This is a genomic window from Mesorhizobium sp. M0227 (assembly GCF_040321855.1).
GTDB lineage: Bacteria > Pseudomonadota > Alphaproteobacteria > Rhizobiales > Rhizobiaceae > Mesorhizobium.
In genome coordinates this window covers 89,272-105,825 of record NZ_JAMYSJ010000005.1, presented here as the reverse complement: position 1 = coordinate 105,825, position 16,554 = coordinate 89,272, and the positions used below count along the sequence as shown (strand labels likewise).

The following is a 16,554-nucleotide window of genomic DNA, read 5'->3' as shown; positions in this document are numbered from 1 at the left end:
CGCGATGAGACTGGGGAATTCACATGATCACGCCCGCTGACCGGCTGACGACGCTGGAAATACGCGCCGCCGAGCAGGAGAAGATCATCGAGGAACTGTCCGGCCAGATCGCCGAGCAGTGGAAAGTGATCGAGCGCATGCAGCGCAAGCTCGACGCGCTGACGGATCGCTTCCTGGCGCTGGAGGAGCAGACAGGAGATGAAGTGCCGGTAACCAAGCCGCCGCACTGGTGAGGAAAAAGGGAAGGTGCACGCCGTGGTCAGTGAAAACGATCGCATCGCGCGGGCCGGCGAATATGTGCTCGGTCTTATGAACGACAAAGACCGCGAACGGGCCGAACGTGACCTGGAGGTCGATCCCGCCTTCCGCGACGCGGTCGTGCGACTTGCCGAGCAGATGTATTTCTTCGACCGTTACGGAAAACGCGGCCTGCTGCCTGGCAGGCATTGGGAACTGGTTACCCAACGCCTAGCCGAGTTACCTCAGATGCGCAGCGTCGAGCTCGGCGGCAATGAGGTCAAACCGCGCACGGTGATCCGAAGCCTGTCCCGGCCACCATACGGCATTGGCGTGCACGCGCTTGGCGGCCGGCGCGGAGTTTTCGTTGCCGCCGGGCTGATGGTGGCGTTCGCGCTGGGCTGTGTCGTCGCGAAGCTGCTATAGGCGGGGCCGGCGCGACATCAGCGCCATCTTCTCGCCGTCCGAGCCGCTTATCTCAACGGTATTCCAGCCGAGAGCCGCGTAGAAATCACGCGCATCCCACGTGTAGAGATGGAGCATCTCGACGCCCCGTGACGCCGCATGGGCTTCCGTTGCCTTGACCAGCGCGGTGGCGATGCCTCGGCGTCGATACCTTGCATCGACAACCAACCCGGCCAGCCATGGCGTCAGATCATGTGCGGGCTCCAGTTCGTGGCGGACCAGCAGGCATGTCCCGACCGGGGTGTCGCCGATCCGGGCCACGAATGCCGCCTCGAAGCCGTCACCGGCGATCAAGTCGCGAAGCCCTGCCGCATCTTCACCGAGGGTCCTTCCGGTTCCCGCGAAAAAGGCAGCCAGGCGCAGTTGCGCGACAGCTGCTATGTCGTGCTCGCCCATGGGTTCGATCGTCGGCTGCATCCGTATCCCCAAACGGTGTCCGGCACGGAGCGAAGGTTTCGCTCGAACCCGTATAAGGCAAAACCGCCGGGCTGGCGCCCGGCGGTTTGCAGATCATGGCTGTGTGTTCGTGCCGCTCAATAGGGGCAAGCGTTGTCAGCCGTATAGTCGTGTACTTCGACCTTGCCGGCAATGATGTCGGCCTTGGCTTTTTCGACGGCCGCCTTCATCTCTTCCGTCACCAGCGCCTTGTTGTTGTCGTCCATGGCGTAGTCGACGCCGCCTTCCTTGAGGCCCAGATTCTCGACTCCGCCTTTGAAGGTGCCGTTCTTGCCGTCCATGAAGGCGGTGTAGACGGCGACGTCGACGCGCTTCAGCATCGAGGTCAGCACCTTGCCCGGCTGCAGGCCGTTCTGGTTGGAATCGACGCCGATGCCGAGCTTGCCGGCATCTGCCGCCGCCTGCAGCACGCCGACGCCGGTGCCGCCTGCCGCGGCATAGACCACGTCGGAGCCCTGGTCGATCTGCGTCTTGGCGATCTCGCCGCCCTTGGCCGGATCGTTCCAGGCAGCCGGCGTATCACCCGTCATGTTCTGGATGACGTCGGTCGCGCCCGCTGACTTGGCGCCGCCGACATAGCCGCATTCGAACTTGCGGATCAGCGGGATATCCATGCCGCCGACGAAGGAGACCTTCTTCGACTTCGAAGCCATGGCCGCCAGGACGCCGACGAGGTAGGAGCCCTCCTGTTCCTTGAACTTCAGCGACCGCACGTTCGGCAGATCGACCTGGTCGTCGATGATGGCGAAGTTCAGGTCGGGATATTCGGCGGCGACCTTGGCCAGCGCGTCCGTCCAGGCAAAGCCGGCCATGACGATCGGGTTGCGGCCGTCCTCGGCGAAGCGGCGCAGCGCCTGCTCACGCTGCGAGGCATTGGAGACCTCGAATTCGACGTAGGCCGTACCGGTTTCCGTCTTGAATTTTTCGGCGCCGTTGTAGGCAGCCTCGTTGAAGGATTTGTCGAACTTGCCGCCGAGATCATAGAGGATGGCCGGCTGGACATCCGCGGCGAAAGCCGGAAGAACCATTGCGGTTGCGGCCAGGAGGCCGAGAACGATACGTTTCATGTGATCCACACCCTGTCGGTTATTTTTTCCGTTACGCGCCGCATGCCGGCCCGGTTCTCCGGCAGGCATACGACGTCAGCCAGGAGTGTACTCCCTCCCGCTCGGCGGCAATCTGGCATGGCCCGAAACAAAATTCACGCGGAATTTTGACCTTTTGGAAAAGCTTGGTGCGGGCAAGCCGCACCGCAGCTTGTCCTTGCGCCAAGTGTCAGGCGGAGGCGGCGGCAGGGATGGCGCAAGCGACGCCAGTGCCTTTGAGGTTGCACGTGCCGTAAGGATTCTTCGCCAGATATTGCTGGTGATCGGATTCTGCGAAGTAGAATTCGGCCGCCGGCGCGATCTCGGTGGTGATCCTGCCGTGGCCGGCACCGCGCAGCGAGGTCTCATACGCATCGCGCGAGGCGCTCGCCGCCGACAATTGCGCCTCGTCGCTCGTGTAGATCGCGGAGCGATAGGCGGTGCCGACATCATTGCCCTGGCGCATGCCCTGCGTGGGGTCGTGGCTTTCCCAGAACAGCTTCAGAAGCCCAGCATAGGAGACGATCTCGGGGTCATGGACCACCAGCACCACTTCGGCATGACCGGTAAGCCCGGTGCAGGTCTCCTGATAGGTCGGATTGGGGGTGAAGCCGCCGGCATAGCCAGCCGCGGTGACCCAGACGCCTTCGATCTGCCAGAACAGCCGCTCCGCACCCCAGAAGCAGCCCAGTCCGAACATCGCCGTCTCCAGCCTCTCGGGATAAGGACCCTTGAGCGATCTTTTCAAGACCTTGTGCCTGGATGCGGTCGGGATCGCCCTGGCGCGGCCCGGCAGGGCCTCGGAGGGCTTCGGCAGATTGAGCTTCTTATTCAGCATGTCGCTGAGAAAGAACATGCGCGGCTCCTCTCCGGGTGAAACATAAGATGCCGCATGACGGCGGCTTTGTTTGAGCATCGGATTTTCCAAAACCGGCAACCGCTTTTGGGTCCGATGCTCTAGGTGGCGGCGAACTGCCCAGCACGCGGTGGCCGCCTGTAGCCTATCACATAGAGCAGGAAAGCCAGCACCGCGAACACGGCGAAGCCCGGCTGGTTCAGCACCCAGGCGATGGCGCCGTCCCACAGCAGCGGGCTGGCCTTGGTTCGGATGAAGGTTTCGAAGGCGGCCCGCGTGTCGGGGGAGACCGCCAGCCAACTGGTGTTGAGCGGGGTCAGCACCAGAACGGAGGCCGCCACGGTGCGTGTCGCGTCGAGCACCGCCATGATGACGGAAATCGACAGCGCGATCATTGCGGCAAGACGAAAGACGAAGCGAAACATCAGAACCCTCCTCCGGGCTGGTCCCTATCGAGGGGCCTTTCAGAGATAGAATGCGCATGGCTGGATCGCAATCGCCATACGCGAATTTGCAGACTCCAAACTCAGGTCAACAGAAGGCCGGACGACAGTCGGCCGGGTGGCTTTTCATTGACATATGAGGGCAGCTATGCTAACAATTTCGGCATGGTGCTGACTTGCGCCGACGACCCGCCGCACAGGCGGATTTTTGCGTTTGGTGCCTTGCAAACCGACGTGCCGGCGAAGTCTCTAAAGCCCGGGTGAACCCGGATTCGTTGCCCTGCGCGAACTATGCGGCCGGCTTCCTTTTGCGCCGATGGACACGCCAGACGGCAAAAACGCCGCCGCCTATGGCGCCGATCGCCAGGCCGGCCAGGCCGGTGAACACGGCGAAATAGCCGCAGGCGCCCTCGAAACAGCTCATCTCGGTGGCATCAGCGATCACCGAGCCGATGGCGAATCCGCCCACGGCGCCGATGACCGCGCCCAGGACGATGCCGAGCAGCGCGGCGACGACCGAGACGAAGACAGGCGGGCTTTCGGTTTCCGGATTGACATAAACGGCATCGGCTTCGGATCCACGGCGCAGCAGATAGATGCAGAGAACGCCGATGGCGATTTGAGCAGCCATGATGGCAAGCGCCTGGCCCGAAAAGACGAAATCCGAAATCGTCAGTGCACAGGCCTGCCAGGTCACCAGCCAGACGATTGTGGCGACCTGCCAGATGATGAACCGTCGCGGGAAGCGGGCCGAGCGGCCGAAGGCGAGGCCGAGCAGGTAAAGCCCCCACAGGATGGTGACGATATCGATGACGAGCCCGCCATAGATAAGGTAAAACACGCTGTCTGGCAGGCCGGTGGCGCCGACCGCGGGCCAGACGGAGATCAGGCCGTAGACCGACCACGCCATGACGAAGACAAGCCAGCCCACCGGCACGAAGGACAGCCCGCTGTCCGGCCGCCTGACTGGCGTCTGTCCATTGCTTGATGTCATGTCCGCACAATGCCCCCGCAAAGCCTCGGCACCCGACAGGCAACTCCGGGGGAAGTCAAGGGCGGCCGGCCCCGCGGTCCTGCCTGTGCACACCATTGCAGCGGCGGCGCCTGTAAAAACGGGCATGCCGGCCGCCTTGTGAAACACTGTGTGGCCGGCAAAGCGAATAGACTGCCGTTATGGCTTGGCATTCGGCGCCGGATCGACTAGATGAGCCCCGCGCCTGTTGCTTCGGCTCAGGTGCGGGGAAGGGCGTTCGCTGGTTGGCGGCGCCGGCGCGGATTTCCACGCCTCAGCCCAAGGGAGGTGCATCTCCCCAACCCGCACGGCGAAACCGGCCGACGCGACATGCATGGACGGAGAGGTGGCCGAGTGGTTGAAGGCGCACGCCTGGAAAGTGTGTTTACGGGAGACCGTAACGCGGGTTCGAATCCCGCTCTCTCCGCCAATTTGCACCCCAGCCGGAGTTGCCTGGAGCCGGCGCCCAGGGCACACGGACCAAGGCAATCCTCGTCGAGCGCCACGGAGGACCCGAGGTTCTGCAGCTTGCGGAGATCGGCTTGGCGCCGCCATCGCGTGGCGAGGTCCAGATCCGTCACGCATTCATTGGGGTCAACTTCATCGACGTCTATTGCAGGGACCGGCTATTTCGACCTCCTGCAGCCGCCGGGCGTTCCGGGCATTGAAGCCGCCGGTCTCATCGTAGCGGTCGGCCCGGAGGTTTCAGGCTTTTCAGTCGGCGACCGCATTGCCTATGCATGCCCGCCGGTCGGCGCCTACTGGCGCAGGCTGCCGACGCTCATCGCGATCTCGAGGCCAGGAGGACAACCAGGGCGCTTGTGCTGAAGGTGTGATAGTGTTGCCCCGGTGCTGTCATATTCTGAACAGGGCCGAATACCGGAGAATGGCAGCAAAACGGTCGATCATCTCGCCCTAGGCCGTGAACTCATAAATTGGGGAGACCGGGATCGGTGGGAAACGGACGCCGACTTCCTGTACCGAGCTGCTTGGATAGGCGCCATGGTCGCCAAGGTCTGACGATCCTTATTTCAACCGTACTCAGTCGCGGTAGCGCAGCGTTTCCAGCACGAGTGCGAAAGCCGGCGAGGGTTGGCGCCGGCTTGGATAGTACAGGTGATATCCCGGCCGGAGTGGGCACCAGTCCTCAAGAACACGCACCAGGCGACCCTCTTCAAGGGGGGAGGTCACTAGGTCCTCGGGCAGGTAGGCGAGCCCGAATCCCTCAAGGCTGGCCTGACGGATCATCGCGAGGGTGTTGAACGCTGCGTGTCCTTGAACGCGCACCTTTAACTCCCGCCCCTCCTGGCGAAACTCCCACGGTGCGAGCCCGCCTGTGGGCAGTCGCAGGGGTATGCACGCGTGATCGGCAAGGTCTTCAGGCGTGACCGGACGGGAGCGGCTTACGAAGTATGAAGGCGCTGCCACAACCGCCATGCGGAAGTCTGGTCCGATGCGCGCCGAGATCATGTCCTTGTCCACCTGTTCGCCAAGCCGCACACCCGCGTCGAAGCGATCGGCCGCAATGTCTGCCAAGCCGTAGTCATGGATGATCTCGACCCTGATGTCGGGATAGTCGCGCATGAGCCCGACCATGGCAGGCCAGATGATAGTCTCGCCGGCATGCTCCACGGTGGTGATCCGGACTGTGCCGGCCGGCTTGTCGCGCAGGGCGCTGAGGGCGGCAATTTCGCTTGCGATCTCATCGAACTTGGGAGCGATGCTTCGGAACAGACGATCCCCCGCTTCGGTGAGCGAGACGCTGCGGGTCGTGCGGGTCAGCAGCCTAACGCCGAGGCGCTCTTCCAGCGTCCGGATCGAATAGCTCAGAGCCGACTGCGACACCCCGAGCTTGGCGGCCGCCTTGGTGAAGCTGCGCTCGCGGGCGACGGCGATGAAGGTCAGGAAGTCATCCAGACTGTCGCGACGCATTCATCAACCCCACTTCTAAGCCCATGCAGATTATACCATCTAATTGCATGCCGCTAAAGGAGCTAACTTCCTGACCTCAAGGCCAGACGGTCCGGAGCAACTCTCCGCGCAATGCCTACCGTCCAACTGGCCACCGAAGGAGAACAAAATGAAGAAGGTAATCGTGGGCGCGCTCGCCGCCCTCACCATGATCGTGAGCCCTGCCGCCTTTGCTCAGGAAGCGACGGGCGCCGTCCCCCGCGCCTACATGATCGGCAGCTATGACATCAAGGATAAGGCGGTGTTTCAGCAGTACATCGAAGCCGCCTCGCCGCTCGTCACCAAGTATGGCGGCCGGGTGATCGTCTACAACCCCAATGTCACTGCCATCGAAGGAAGCTCGAGATCGGTGATAGCCATCGCCGAGTTCCCGAGCCTTGCTGACGCCCAGCGCTACTACAACTCGCCGGAATACACGGCGGCCCGGCAGTTTTTCACCAAATCGACCGAAGGATTTCGCATCATCACCGAAGGCGCCGGCCTTCCGCAGTGACGCAGTCCGCTGGCGGATGGATACCGGCATGGGCGGCGTCAGCCCCTGCTGGCCATCGCGTCCGAATTCGAGGCCGAGCTGCGGCCTAGAGAACAGGAGCGCAATATGAGTGTTTGGTTCATTACCGGCGCAGGCCGGGGCCTCGGTCTGGATATCGCCAAGGCCGCATTGGCGGCGGGCCACAAGGTGGTGGCAACCGGCCGCAACACGGAAAAGGTCGCAAGGGCCGTCGGAAAGTCCGAGAACGTCCTTATCGTCAAGCTGGACGTGACGAGCGCGGCCGACGCCGAAGCCGCTGCCCAGGCAACGCTTGACCGGTTTGGCCGCATCGACGTGCTGGTCAACAATGCGGCGAGTTTCTTTGCCGGGTATTTCGAAGAGCTGACCGCCGAACAGATGCAACTGCAGCTCAGCACCAGCCTCGTCGGTCCCATGAACGTGACGCGGGCCTTTCTGCCAGCGATGCGCAAGCAGCGGTCCGGCAGGGTCATTTCGATCTCTTCGACGGCCGGGCTAATGGGCTTCGAGTTCTGCACGGCCTATTCAGCCTCGAAGTTCGGCCTCGACGGCTGGATGGAGGCGCTGCAGACCGAAGTCGTGCCGTTCGGCATCGAGACGATGATCGTGAACCCGGGCTTTTTCCGCACCGAGCTTCTCACGGAAGAGTCGACCAACTATGCCGCGCCTTCCGTCGAGGACTACAACGAACGGCGGACGGCGCAGATCGCTTTCTGGCGTTCTCAAAACGGCAAGCAAGGGGGTGACCCCGCAAAGCTTGCGCACGCACTGATCACGCTCGCGGCTGGGGACGTGCTGCCCCATCGTTTCCTTGCCGGTGCCGATGCCATTGCGACGGCAGAGCAGAAGATTGCCATTCTGCAGCAGCAGATCGATGCCTATCGCGAGCTCTCGAGTTCCCTCGCCATCGACGAGAATGGCCATAACTAAGCGACCCCTGCGGAACATCCGTACTTGCGGTGCTGGTGGCTGAACACCACTGGCACTGCAATTCCGAGGTGAAGACTTCGTGGCTGCGGCAGCCCCAAAACGGCCACCTGTGGATTGATCAAATACGTCCGCTAAGAGGTCGATTGTCGACTGGCGGCTCTCCTATTGCAGCGGAATCTGATTCCAGACTCTGCATGAGCCGATATGACCTGACCGACTCCGAATGGCACGTGATCGAGCCACTTTTGCCCAAAAGGCCACGAGGGGTGCCGCGTGTCGATGATCGGTGCGTGCTAAACGGCATCTTCTGGGTGCTGCGATCCGGTGCGCCTTGGCGGGATCTACCAGAGCGGTATGGTCCACGCACCACCTGTTACAATCGCTTCGTCCGATAGCGGAAAGCAGGCGTGTGGGACCGCCTCATGGACGCTATCACCAAAGTCCATGACGGCAAGGTGCAGATGATCGACACCTCTATTGTTCGCGTCCACCAGCAGGGCGCGACGGCAAAAAAGGGGGATCGAGATCATTGTCTCGGTCGTTCCCGAGGCGGGCTGACAACCAAAATCCATGCTCTTGTCGACGCCAAAGGCATGCCGATCAAATTGATGCTCACGGCAGGTCAGATGAGTGATATTGCCTCGGCAGCGGACCTGATCACGGATCTGCCGGAGGGTGCCATGCTACTCGCCGACAAGGGCTATGATGCCAACGCCTTGCGTAATGCGGTCAGCAAGCGAAAAGCATGGGCCAACATCCCGCCCAAGGCCAACCGCAAGGACCCAATCTGCTTCAGCCCCTTCTTGTATAAGGCCGCAACTTGGTTGAGCGCTTCTTCAACAAAGCCAAGCAGTTCCGCCGCATCGCAACCCGCTACGACAAGTTGGCTGAGAACTATCTTACCGCGCTCAAACTCGTCGCAATCCGCATCTGGCTACGCGGTAATGAGTCTACGTCCTAGATCACCGCTTCCTCGAGGAACGGCTCGTTGCGCTCTATGCGCTCGTAACAGAACGGCGACAGATCGAGCGTCTGGAAAGCCCCGTGAACGATGAGTTCTGAAACTCCCCGGCCCACGGCTGGCGACTGTTGCAGCCCGTGCCCCGAGAAGCCGTTGGCAAACATGAAATTGGTCACCTGCGGGTGGAAGCCGACGATGCCGTTGTGGTCGAGCATGTTGTACTCGTAGTGGCCGGTCCAACTGGTCTGGACCTTGAGGGCATCGAAGGCCGGGACGCGATGCCAGAGCGCCGGCCAGATATATTCGTCGAACTCTTCATACTGCATTTCGAAGTCGTCGTAGCCGGCCGGCCCGTCGCCCTGCGGGGTGTTGCCGGTGAGAAAAAGCTCGCCTTCCGGGCGCACGAATGTACCGGAAAGGTCGATGACGTTAGGCATCCGGCCAGGGATCGGATTGGCGCTGGCGAAGACGAAGCTGTAGCGCTTGTACGGCGCGACCGGGATCGACAGGCCGGCCATGGCTGCCACCTGTTGCGCGCGCGGACCCGCGGCGTTGACCAATGTTCCGCAGGCGATCGTCTGGCCGGTCGCGAGGCGCACTGAGATGACCCGCCCGTTGGCGATGCCAAGCTCCGTCACGGCATTATCGATATACTCGACACCGCTGGCGCGGGCGGCTCGGCGGAAACCGTTCATCAGCCCCATGGAATCGAACCAGCCCTCTTCCCGGGCCCCCCAGGAACCGCCGCCGAGATCATCCACGTTGAGCCAGGGAAAGCGATCCTTCAGCGGGCCCGGCTTGAGGAAGACAGTGTGAGCCCCGAGACTTCGCTGCAGGTCGACGCGCTCGCGGGCCGCTTCGACGCCGTCCGGGGAGCAGCAGTAGAGATAGCCGTGCTCACGAAAGCCGAGATCGGGCGCCGGCTCGTCCTTGTAGAAGGGTGCCATGCGCTCCTGGAAGGTGCGGATGATCTCGATGCCGAACTGGCTGATCTTCACATTGATCGGATTGGAATATTGCTGCCGGATCGCGCTGGTGGACAGCGCTGTCGATGAAAACTCGTAACTGCTATCGCGCTCGACCACGAGGATCGATGCACCGCTGCCCAGCGCCTGGCTCAGCCAGTAGGCCGTGGACGAGCCGACAACCGCTCCGCCGACGATGACGATGTCGTAGGCGTTGCGCGATGGCGCTTTGTAAGGCGGGATCGCCATGGCTCCGACTCCAAGCTACTGGTTGAACAAAGCGATCAGGGCATCCGAGCCCCGCGCAAGAAGGCCAAGGTCCGAACCGACGGCAACCATGGTGAAGCCTTCGGCAAGGTAGCGGTCGGCATCGGCCCTCGCCGGCGCCAGGATGCCGCTTGCCTTGCCTGCCGCCGTTGCGGCCTGACGCACGGACGAGATTGCCTCCTGGACATGTGCCGCGCCGGGATTGCCCATCGCGCCCATATTGGTGGAAAGATCGCCGGGACCGACGAAGAGAACGTCGACGCCGTCGACCGCCGCGATCTCGGCGGCATTCGCCACGCCCAATTCATCCTCAATCTGCACGGCGAGAAGCTGCTGCTCACGCGCCTTGGCGTGGTAGCCGGCGATGCGGCCGAAGGCGTTGGCGCGGTGACCGACCGAGAAGCCGCGAAATCCGCCGGGCGCATAGGTCATTGCCGCGACGATGGCGCGGGCCTGATCGGCGGTCCGTACATTGGGGATCATCAGGCTGCGTGCGCCGATATCCAGCGCCTGCTTGATCAGATTGGGATCGTCGGAGGGCAGCCTGACGACAGCCTCGCTGTCGAAGCCGCCCATCACCTGAAGCTGCGCCATGATGCTGCGCAGATGGTTGGGGCTGTGCTCGCCGTCGATCAGCACCCAATCGGCTCCGGAGCCGGCGACGATCTCCGTGGTGAGCGCCGAAGCCAGCGAGCACCAGATGCCGATGTGAGCCTGGCCAGCCGCTGTGGCAGCTTTCAGCGTGTTGAGGCGTTCTTGCATCTTGCGATCATCTCCAATCATCTGGATTGAAATTTGTATGATGTCCTATATCATATGGCTACAAAACGCTGCAAGATACGATGTACGGACTTTCGAACGGGAGCTGGAGAATGAGGATCGGGTTCATCGGGCTTGGCGTCATGGGGGCACCGATGGCGCGCCACTTGGCCGATGCCGGGCATGAGATCGTCACCGTTCTCAATCGCTCCCCTCTACCGCAGGGCCTGACCGCATCGGTCGTCGCGTCCGCCGCCGAAGTGGCACGGCGGTCCGAGATCATCGTCACCATGCTGCCCGACACGCCTGACGTCGAACGCGTCCTGTTGGGCGAGGACGGGGTCCTGGAAGGACTGTCAGCCGGCAAGCTTGTCGTCGACATGAGCTCGATCAGCCCCATCGCCACGGCGGCGTTCGCGGCGAAACTGCGAGAGAAGGGAGCCGGCTACCTCGACGCCCCGGTCTCGGGCGGCGAGGTCGGCGCCAAGGCGGCAAGCCTCACCATCATGGTCGGCGGCCCGGCCGCCGAGTTCGAGCGGGCGCTGCCGATCTTTGATACACTCGGCAAGAACGTCACTTTGATCGGTGAGCAGAATGGCGCCGGGCAGACCTGCAAGATCGCCAACCAGATCATCGTCGCGCTCAACATCGAGGCCGTGGCCGAAGCGCTTGTCTTCGCCAGCAAGGCCGGGTGCGACCCGGCGAAGGTGCGCGGCGCCCTGATGGGTGGCTTCGCCGCTTCCCGCGTCCTGGAAGTGCATGGCCAGCGCATGATCGACCGGACCTTCGCCCCAGGCTTCCGCATTAAGCTTCACCAGAAGGATCTCAACCTGGCGCTTGACAGTGCCCGCGTCCTTGGCGTGGCGCTGCCGAACACCGCCATGGCGCAGCAACTGATGAATGCCTGTTCGGGCCATCCAGGTGGCGCCGAGGCCGATCACTCGTCTCTCGTCCGGGCGCTGGAGATCCTCAGCGGCCACGAACTGTCAAAAGAAAAGGAGTAAAACCGATGCGCGGAACCGGCAAGGCCGAGATCTTCGTGATGCTGGCCCATCCCGTGGCCCATGCCAAGAGCCCCGGCATATTCAACGAGATCTTCGAGCAGAAGGGCCTCGACAGCCTCATGGTGCCCTTGAGCTGCCGCCCGGAGGATTTCGAGACCTTCTGGGCCGGCATCACGGCAGCCGAGAATATCAGGGGCGTGATCATTTCGGTGCCGTACAAGGTTGCGGTCTACCACAAATGCTCCGCCGCGCATGACCGCGCCGCGCGGGTTGAAAGCGCCAACTCGGTGCGACGGCTGCCGGATGGCAGCTGGTATGCCGACAATTTCGACGGCGTCGGCTTCATCGATGCGCTCAAGGCAAACGGACATCAGATCGCCGGCCGCCGCATTCTTCAAGTAGGTGCCGGTGGCGCCGGTGCCTCGCTAGCCTATTGTCTCGCGGAAGCCGGCGCCGACGAAATCCGCCTTACCGACATCGATACGGCGCGTGCCGGGAAACTGGCGGCGCTGGTTGGCCGCGCGTTCCCGAAATGCCGCATCCAGGTCGGAGAGGCCGAGCCTTCCGGCATGCATATGGCGATCAACGCCACACCTGTCGGCATGCATGCCGGCGATCCGCTGCCGCTTGACGTCAGCCGGCTGACCCCGGATATGACGGTCGTGGACATTATCATGGAGCCTGCGGAAACCGCTCTGCTGCGGGCGGCCAAGGGGGTCGGCTGCCGCGTTCAACCGGGACGCCCGATGATGGATTTCCAGGTCCGGGCGATGTCCGAATTCTTCGACATCGAAGGCAAGGACCGCGGCCATGGCTGAGACACCGACTGCCGTCGTCATCGGCGGCACGTCCGGCATCGGACGCGCTATCGCGCAGCGCTTCGCCGAAGACGGTTATCATGTGGTCGTCTCCGGCCGGGATGCGACGAGGGGCAATGAGGCGGCCGGCTCCTGCCAGGCGGCAGGCGCGCCGCGTGCGCTGTTTGTCCAGACAGATGTCGCAGATAGCGGCTCAGTCGAGGCTCTGGCACGGATTGTCAGCGACGGGTTCGGCACGCCTCACGTCGTCGTCAACTGCGCCGGCATCTTGCAGAGCGGCAAGTACGTCCTTGATCAGGATCTGGACGAGGACGAGAAGATGTGGCGGGTGAATTATCGCGGCACGCTGTTGGGGTGCCAGGTGTTTGGCCGGCTGATGTCGGCCGCCCGGCGAGGCGCGATCCTGAATGTCGGCTCGCTCGCCTCTTTCGCGCCGCTGTCGCTGCCGGCCTACACGCCGGGAAAGCATGCGGTCCTGGCCCTGACCCAGATCCTCGCCGCCGAACTCGGCCCGCATGGCGTTCGCGTCAATGCGGTCGCGCCCGGCTATACACTTTCCGATGGTTTGAAGACCAAGATCGCCAAGGGTGAACGCAACCCCGAAGCCATACAGGCCACCACGGCACTGCGACGCTTCGTCGAGCCGCGCGATGTCGCCGAGGCGGCATTGTTCCTCTGCTCGGAGCGCGCCGCTTCGATTACCGGCGTCACCTTGCCGGTCGACGCCGGCTGGCTGGTTCAGGCGCCTTACGCACAATATCTGCAGGGAAATCCCATCCGGCAAACGCCGGCTATCTGACAAGGATAATCCAGTGAGCAATATCCGGCCAGTGAGCGACATCCAGCGCTTCGACTTCGATACCCGCATCCACCACGGCGTCATCCATAACGGCACGCTCTACCTCACCGGCCAGGTCGCGAGGCCCGGCCAGTCCGCGGCCGACCAGATGCGCGAGGTGCTCGGCAAGATCGATGCGCTGCTTGGCAAGGCGGGCACGGACAAGACCCGCATCCTTCATGTGCAGATGTGGCTGGACGACATCAGGGATTTCGACGAAGTCAACGCGGTGTGGGACGCCTGGATGCCCGGGGAGCACGCACCGGCGCGCTCATCGGGCGAAGGACGGATGGCGAAGCCCGGAATGCTGGTCGAACTGATCGTCACCGCGGCGGTTTGAATGGTCCTGCCGGTTCGGGCATCATCCCGAATCTGGCGAGAGGGAGACTGATGACGAAGCGCAAGCCGCTTTCCACCGTCGTGGCGGAGAGCCTGTCCGAGAAGATCCGTTCCGGACAGCTGCTGCCCGGCGCGCAATTGCCGACAGAGGCGGAGCTTTGCGCCGAGTACGATGTCAGCCGCACCGTGGTGCGGGAAGCTGTGGCGCGACTACGTTCCGAAGGCCTGGTGGTGCCGCAGCAGGGGCGCGGTATGTTCGTCAGCGAGACGCCGGCGCCGCGCAACTTCTCGATACCGGACGAAGCGCTCAGGACCTTGCCGGAAACCATTGCGCTGCTCGAGCTGAGGTTGAGCGTCGAGGTGGAGTCGGCGGGATTGTGCGCGGAACGGCGCACCGATGCGGAAGCCAGCGCGATCCGCACCTTGATGGAACAAGTCGACGCCCAGCAGGCCGATCCCGCCGTCGTCCAGATCCACTACGACTATGATTTCCACCTGGCGATCGCCAAGGCGGCACGAAATGAATTCATCCACGGTTTCCTAAGCTATCTCGGGCCGATGATCGTGCCGCGCTTCCAGCTCGGCTATCTGGTCACGCCCGAACTCAAGGACAGCTACTACGCGCGCATACACAGCGAACATAAGACGATCGTCGACGCCATCGAAAGGCAGGATGGCCGCGCCGCCCGCCGGGCCATGCGCAAGCACCTGCACAACAGCCTCGGGCGGGTGCGCGCCCTGGCCCGAGCCTCTGGCGTGGAGGCAATCGAAGCCGAGCAGAAGGCGGCGGCGGCCTCACTTTTCACCGACATGAAAAGGCCTGTCTCGACAGGCGGATGAGGCCTCGGCGAATTCGATCGCATCGGCGCGCCTGAGCCGAAAATTAGACATCCGTTGCGAAAGCCGTGTTTTTTGTTCCGTCACCGGCTGCGCGGGTTTCCCAAGGGTTGAAGGCGCCAGCTTGCCAGCGTTTCCCTGGGTTTTCGGCTGCTGCGGTTAAACCAACACCCCAAGGGATTTTGGAGGCGTTCGAAATTTTCGAAAGTTTATCTTTCCTTTTTGCTGGTTTTCTTGGTTTCGCGGCATCGGCCCGGGCCGCAAACTGAAAACAGACAATCAGGAAAGTCCACGTGACGACAGCCTTCATCACCGGTGCGACGAGCGGCATAGGGCGGGCCATAGCGATCGCGCTGAGCGACGCCGGCTACGACGTCTATGCGGTCGGGCGCAGCCAGGCCGCGCTCAAGGAGCTGCAGGCACAGCGGTCCGGCATCGTGCCGATTGCCGTCGACGTCACCGACCGCGAGGCCCTGGAAGCGGCCCTGGCGGATCTCACCATCGACGTGCTGATCAACAATGCCGGGGTCATGCCGCCGCTCGGCAACTTCGCCGATATGAAGATCGCTGACATCGACACCACGCTCGAGGTGAACCTCAGCGCGGCAATCCTGCTCACGCGCCTCGTCGTCCCGCAAATGCGCGAGCGGCAGTCCGGGCATGTATTGTTCACCGGCTCCACAGCGGGCCACGCGGCATACTCCAACGTTGCCGTCTATTCAGCGACCAAGGCGGCGATATCAGGCTTTGCAGCAGCGCTGCGCGCCGACCTCTCCCCATCAGGCGTACGCGTCACCGAGATCGTTGCCGGCCGTGTCGAGACGCAGCTCTACCAGGACATCCTCGACGCCAACGCGCGCGCAGCCATGTACGCCAGCAAAGTGGTGCAACCGGATGACGTGGCCAGGATGGTCGTCGCTGTGCTTGGGCTCCCCGCATGGGCCGACGTTACCCGTTTCGACATCATGCCGACTTGGCCAACCTCGCCAAGCGGTACCAAGTAAGGAAAACTGGGATGAAAGATCTTTCCGTTCTGATCGTTGGCGGTGGTGCCGGCCTCGGTGCCCTCTTAGCCGAGATGGCTGTCGAGGCCGGAGCGGCAAAGATCGGCATCATCGACATCAACCAGGAAGCCGCCGAGTCCGCGCTGGCGACCGCGAAGGCCAGCGGACTGCCTACCGCGACCGCCCTTTGCGACATCCAGGTAGGCCCAGAGTGCCACGCCGCATTCGAGGCGATCGTTTCGAAACTCGGGCGCGTCGACACGCTGATCAATTGCGCCGCGATCTACCCTCGCCGCCCGCTCCTCGAAATCACCGACGCCGACTGGGATGCCTCCAACGGCATCAACATCAAGGGCACCTACCACATGATGGTGGCGGCGGTTCGCCACATGCAATCGCAGGAGCCGAAGAGCCACGTCCGCGGGCGGATCGTGAACCTGACCTCGGTCGACGCCTTCAAGGCGCATCCGCAGAACGCTCATTATGCGGCGACCAAGGCCGCCGTCGTCAGCCTTACCCGATCCTTTGCCCATCACGTGGCGAAGGACGGCATTCTGGTGAATTCGGTGGCGCCGGCCGGCATGGCGACGGAGAAGGCAAAAGCGCTCGGCTTCCTGGAGGAACTGGCCAAGGCGAGCCCGCTCGGCCGCGGTGCCGAGCCAAAGGAAATTGCCGAATGGGTGCTGATGACGGGCAGCCCCAAGAACACTTACATGACCGGTGAAAACGTAATTGTTTCAGGCGGTTACATATACGCCTGAGCCTCTTTCGCCGCAGGCGACTGAACTCTGGCAGT

21 protein-coding genes, 1 tRNA gene and 1 pseudogene are annotated in these 16,554 nt (G+C 62.9%); 14 read left to right on the top strand and 9 right to left on the bottom strand.

All coding sequences use genetic code 11. The features are described 5' to 3' along the window. Nucleotides 1–26: 26 nt before the first annotated feature. Complete coding sequence (locus NKJ00_RS09390; protein ID WP_206517192.1) at nucleotides 27–233, top strand: SlyX family protein; 207 nt, start codon at nucleotides 27–29, stop codon at nucleotides 231–233. Between the two features lie 13 nt (nucleotides 234–246). Beyond that, nucleotides 247–663, top strand: a complete 417-nt coding sequence (locus tag NKJ00_RS09385; protein WP_348629823.1) for a hypothetical protein — start codon at nucleotides 247–249, stop codon at nucleotides 661–663. On the opposite strand, the gene NKJ00_RS09380 is transcribed toward NKJ00_RS09385, so the two are convergent. From NKJ00_RS09380 to NKJ00_RS09360, 5 genes are all read right to left on the bottom strand, one after another. Next, nucleotides 658–1,119, bottom strand: a complete 462-nt coding sequence (locus tag NKJ00_RS09380; RefSeq protein WP_128303186.1) for a GNAT family N-acetyltransferase — start codon at nucleotides 1,117–1,119, stop codon at nucleotides 658–660. The two genes, NKJ00_RS09385 and NKJ00_RS09380, sit on opposite strands and share 6 nt — an antisense overlap. A gap of 116 nt (nucleotides 1,120–1,235) precedes the next feature. After that, entirely contained in the window at nucleotides 1,236–2,225 is a 990-nt protein-coding gene (locus NKJ00_RS09375) for a BMP family lipoprotein (RefSeq protein ID WP_128303185.1), read from the bottom strand. Between the two features lie 208 nt (nucleotides 2,226–2,433). After that, nucleotides 2,434–3,099, bottom strand: coding sequence for a peptide-methionine (S)-S-oxide reductase MsrA (gene msrA / locus NKJ00_RS09370; RefSeq protein WP_128303184.1), 666 nt, complete (start codon nucleotides 3,097–3,099; stop codon nucleotides 2,434–2,436). Nucleotides 3,100–3,200: 101 nt separating this feature from the next. Next, nucleotides 3,201–3,524, bottom strand: a complete 324-nt coding sequence (locus NKJ00_RS09365; RefSeq protein WP_128303183.1) for a hypothetical protein — start codon at nucleotides 3,522–3,524, stop codon at nucleotides 3,201–3,203. Between the two features lie 307 nt (nucleotides 3,525–3,831). Beyond that, complete coding sequence (locus NKJ00_RS09360) at nucleotides 3,832–4,536, bottom strand: DUF2569 domain-containing protein (protein WP_245486098.1); 705 nt, start codon at nucleotides 4,534–4,536, stop codon at nucleotides 3,832–3,834. Nucleotides 4,537–4,894: 358 nt separating this feature from the next. On the opposite strand from NKJ00_RS09360, the gene NKJ00_RS09355 reads away from it, so the two are divergent. Both NKJ00_RS09355 and NKJ00_RS09350 read left to right on the top strand, forming a co-directional pair. Then, nucleotides 4,895–4,984: transfer RNA gene (locus tag NKJ00_RS09355), tRNA-Ser, on the top strand. Continuing rightward, nucleotides 4,936–5,382: an alcohol dehydrogenase catalytic domain-containing protein gene (locus NKJ00_RS09350; RefSeq protein WP_128303255.1), complete on the top strand. Its 447-nt coding sequence runs from the start codon at nucleotides 4,936–4,938 to the stop codon at nucleotides 5,380–5,382. Before NKJ00_RS09355 ends, NKJ00_RS09350 begins: the two co-directional genes overlap by 49 nt. A gap of 213 nt (nucleotides 5,383–5,595) precedes the next feature. On the opposite strand, the gene NKJ00_RS09345 is transcribed toward NKJ00_RS09350, so the two are convergent. After that, the gene (locus NKJ00_RS09345) at nucleotides 5,596–6,486 is read right to left on the bottom strand and encodes a LysR family transcriptional regulator (RefSeq protein ID WP_128303181.1); all 891 of its coding nucleotides are present in this window, start codon (nucleotides 6,484–6,486) and stop codon (nucleotides 5,596–5,598) included. A gap of 148 nt (nucleotides 6,487–6,634) precedes the next feature. Here NKJ00_RS09345 and NKJ00_RS09340 point away from each other — a divergent pair, with 148 nt between their 5' ends. The 3 genes and pseudogenes from NKJ00_RS09340 (at nucleotide 6,635) to NKJ00_RS09330 (ending at nucleotide 8,927) form a co-directional block, all read left to right on the top strand. Next, a complete protein-coding gene (locus NKJ00_RS09340) occupies nucleotides 6,635–7,018 on the top strand; it encodes a DUF1330 domain-containing protein (protein ID WP_127290690.1) in 384 nt (127 codons plus the stop codon). 105 nt (nucleotides 7,019–7,123) lie between these two features. Beyond that, a complete protein-coding gene (locus NKJ00_RS09335; protein WP_128303180.1) occupies nucleotides 7,124–7,966 on the top strand; it encodes an SDR family oxidoreductase in 843 nt (280 codons plus the stop codon). Between the two features lie 194 nt (nucleotides 7,967–8,160). After that, nucleotides 8,161–8,927: pseudogene (locus tag NKJ00_RS09330) on the top strand (IS5 family transposase). Here the strand turns inward: NKJ00_RS09330 and NKJ00_RS09325 are convergent. Next, nucleotides 8,924–10,141 carry an NAD(P)/FAD-dependent oxidoreductase gene (locus tag NKJ00_RS09325; RefSeq protein ID WP_352440886.1) on the bottom strand — a complete coding sequence of 406 codons (1,218 nt, stop codon included), beginning with the start codon at nucleotides 10,139–10,141 and terminating at the stop codon, nucleotides 8,924–8,926. The pseudogene NKJ00_RS09330 and the gene NKJ00_RS09325 sit on opposite strands and share 4 nt — an antisense overlap. Nucleotides 10,142–10,156: 15 nt before the next feature. Further along, nucleotides 10,157–10,921, bottom strand: coding sequence for an HpcH/HpaI aldolase family protein (locus NKJ00_RS09320; protein ID WP_128303178.1), 765 nt, complete (start codon nucleotides 10,919–10,921; stop codon nucleotides 10,157–10,159). 110 nt (nucleotides 10,922–11,031) lie between these two features. Here NKJ00_RS09320 and NKJ00_RS09315 point away from each other — a divergent pair, with 110 nt between their 5' ends. The 5 genes from NKJ00_RS09315 to NKJ00_RS09295 are packed head-to-tail and all read left to right on the top strand — an operon-like array spanning nucleotide 11,032 to nucleotide 14,757. Next, on the top strand, nucleotides 11,032–11,922 hold the full coding sequence (locus NKJ00_RS09315) for a 2-hydroxy-3-oxopropionate reductase (protein ID WP_352629542.1): 891 nt from the start codon (nucleotides 11,032–11,034) through the stop codon (nucleotides 11,920–11,922). Between the two features lie 5 nt (nucleotides 11,923–11,927). Continuing rightward, complete coding sequence (locus tag NKJ00_RS09310) at nucleotides 11,928–12,740, top strand: shikimate dehydrogenase family protein (protein WP_127290682.1); 813 nt, start codon at nucleotides 11,928–11,930, stop codon at nucleotides 12,738–12,740. Next, on the top strand, nucleotides 12,733–13,539 hold the full coding sequence (locus NKJ00_RS09305; RefSeq protein WP_128303177.1) for an SDR family NAD(P)-dependent oxidoreductase: 807 nt from the start codon (nucleotides 12,733–12,735) through the stop codon (nucleotides 13,537–13,539). Before NKJ00_RS09310 ends, NKJ00_RS09305 begins: the two co-directional genes overlap by 8 nt. A 31-nt stretch (nucleotides 13,540–13,570) precedes the next feature. Next, nucleotides 13,571–13,918 (top strand): RidA family protein, encoded by a 348-nt coding sequence (locus NKJ00_RS09300; protein WP_023810158.1) that lies wholly within the window; start codon nucleotides 13,571–13,573, stop codon nucleotides 13,916–13,918. Nucleotides 13,919–13,968: 50 nt separating this feature from the next. Then, complete coding sequence (locus tag NKJ00_RS09295) at nucleotides 13,969–14,757, top strand: FadR/GntR family transcriptional regulator (RefSeq protein ID WP_352610248.1); 789 nt, start codon at nucleotides 13,969–13,971, stop codon at nucleotides 14,755–14,757. A 43-nt stretch (nucleotides 14,758–14,800) separates the two neighbouring features. On the opposite strand, the gene NKJ00_RS09290 is transcribed toward NKJ00_RS09295, so the two are convergent. Beyond that, nucleotides 14,801–15,064: a hypothetical protein gene (locus NKJ00_RS09290; protein ID WP_128303176.1), complete on the bottom strand. Its 264-nt coding sequence runs from the start codon at nucleotides 15,062–15,064 to the stop codon at nucleotides 14,801–14,803. Between NKJ00_RS09290 and NKJ00_RS09285 the strand changes: the two genes are divergently transcribed. Further along, nucleotides 15,048–15,758, top strand: coding sequence for an SDR family oxidoreductase (locus NKJ00_RS09285; RefSeq protein WP_023810156.1), 711 nt, complete (start codon nucleotides 15,048–15,050; stop codon nucleotides 15,756–15,758). The genes NKJ00_RS09290 and NKJ00_RS09285 overlap by 17 nt on opposite strands. A gap of 11 nt (nucleotides 15,759–15,769) precedes the next feature. Beyond that, nucleotides 15,770–16,519, top strand: coding sequence for an SDR family NAD(P)-dependent oxidoreductase (locus NKJ00_RS09280; RefSeq protein ID WP_023810155.1), 750 nt, complete (start codon nucleotides 15,770–15,772; stop codon nucleotides 16,517–16,519). The last annotated feature ends 35 nt before the right edge of the window (nucleotides 16,520–16,554 follow it).

Bases quoted from the DNA above. Each gene is read 5' to 3' on its own strand.
- NKJ00_RS09380 (WP_128303186.1), bottom strand. From the start codon at position 1,119: ATGCAGCCGACGATCGAACCCATGGGCGAGCACGACATAGCAGCTGTC.
- NKJ00_RS09375 (WP_128303185.1), bottom strand. From the start codon at position 2,225: ATGAAACGTATCGTTCTCGGCCTCCTGGCCGCAACCGCAATGGTTCTT.
- msrA (WP_128303184.1), bottom strand. From the start codon at position 3,099: ATGTTCTTTCTCAGCGACATGCTGAATAAGAAGCTCAATCTGCCGAAG.
- NKJ00_RS09365 (WP_128303183.1), bottom strand. From the start codon at position 3,524: ATGTTTCGCTTCGTCTTTCGTCTTGCCGCAATGATCGCGCTGTCGATT.
- NKJ00_RS09360 (WP_245486098.1), bottom strand. From the start codon at position 4,536: ATGACATCAAGCAATGGACAGACGCCAGTCAGGCGGCCGGACAGCGGG.
- NKJ00_RS09345 (WP_128303181.1), bottom strand. From the start codon at position 6,486: ATGCGTCGCGACAGTCTGGATGACTTCCTGACCTTCATCGCCGTCGCC.
- NKJ00_RS09340 (WP_127290690.1), top strand. From the start codon at position 6,635: ATGAAGAAGGTAATCGTGGGCGCGCTCGCCGCCCTCACCATGATCGTG.
- NKJ00_RS09335 (WP_128303180.1), top strand. From the start codon at position 7,124: ATGAGTGTTTGGTTCATTACCGGCGCAGGCCGGGGCCTCGGTCTGGAT.
- NKJ00_RS09325 (WP_352440886.1), bottom strand. From the start codon at position 10,141: ATGGCGATCCCGCCTTACAAAGCGCCATCGCGCAACGCCTACGACATC.
- NKJ00_RS09320 (WP_128303178.1), bottom strand. From the start codon at position 10,921: ATGCAAGAACGCCTCAACACGCTGAAAGCTGCCACAGCGGCTGGCCAG.
- NKJ00_RS09315 (WP_352629542.1), top strand. From the start codon at position 11,032: ATGAGGATCGGGTTCATCGGGCTTGGCGTCATGGGGGCACCGATGGCG.
- NKJ00_RS09310 (WP_127290682.1), top strand. From the start codon at position 11,928: ATGCGCGGAACCGGCAAGGCCGAGATCTTCGTGATGCTGGCCCATCCC.
- NKJ00_RS09305 (WP_128303177.1), top strand. From the start codon at position 12,733: ATGGCTGAGACACCGACTGCCGTCGTCATCGGCGGCACGTCCGGCATC.
- NKJ00_RS09295 (WP_352610248.1), top strand. From the start codon at position 13,969: ATGACGAAGCGCAAGCCGCTTTCCACCGTCGTGGCGGAGAGCCTGTCC.
- NKJ00_RS09290 (WP_128303176.1), bottom strand. From the start codon at position 15,064: ATGAAGGCTGTCGTCACGTGGACTTTCCTGATTGTCTGTTTTCAGTTT.
- NKJ00_RS09280 (WP_023810155.1), top strand. From the start codon at position 15,770: ATGAAAGATCTTTCCGTTCTGATCGTTGGCGGTGGTGCCGGCCTCGGT.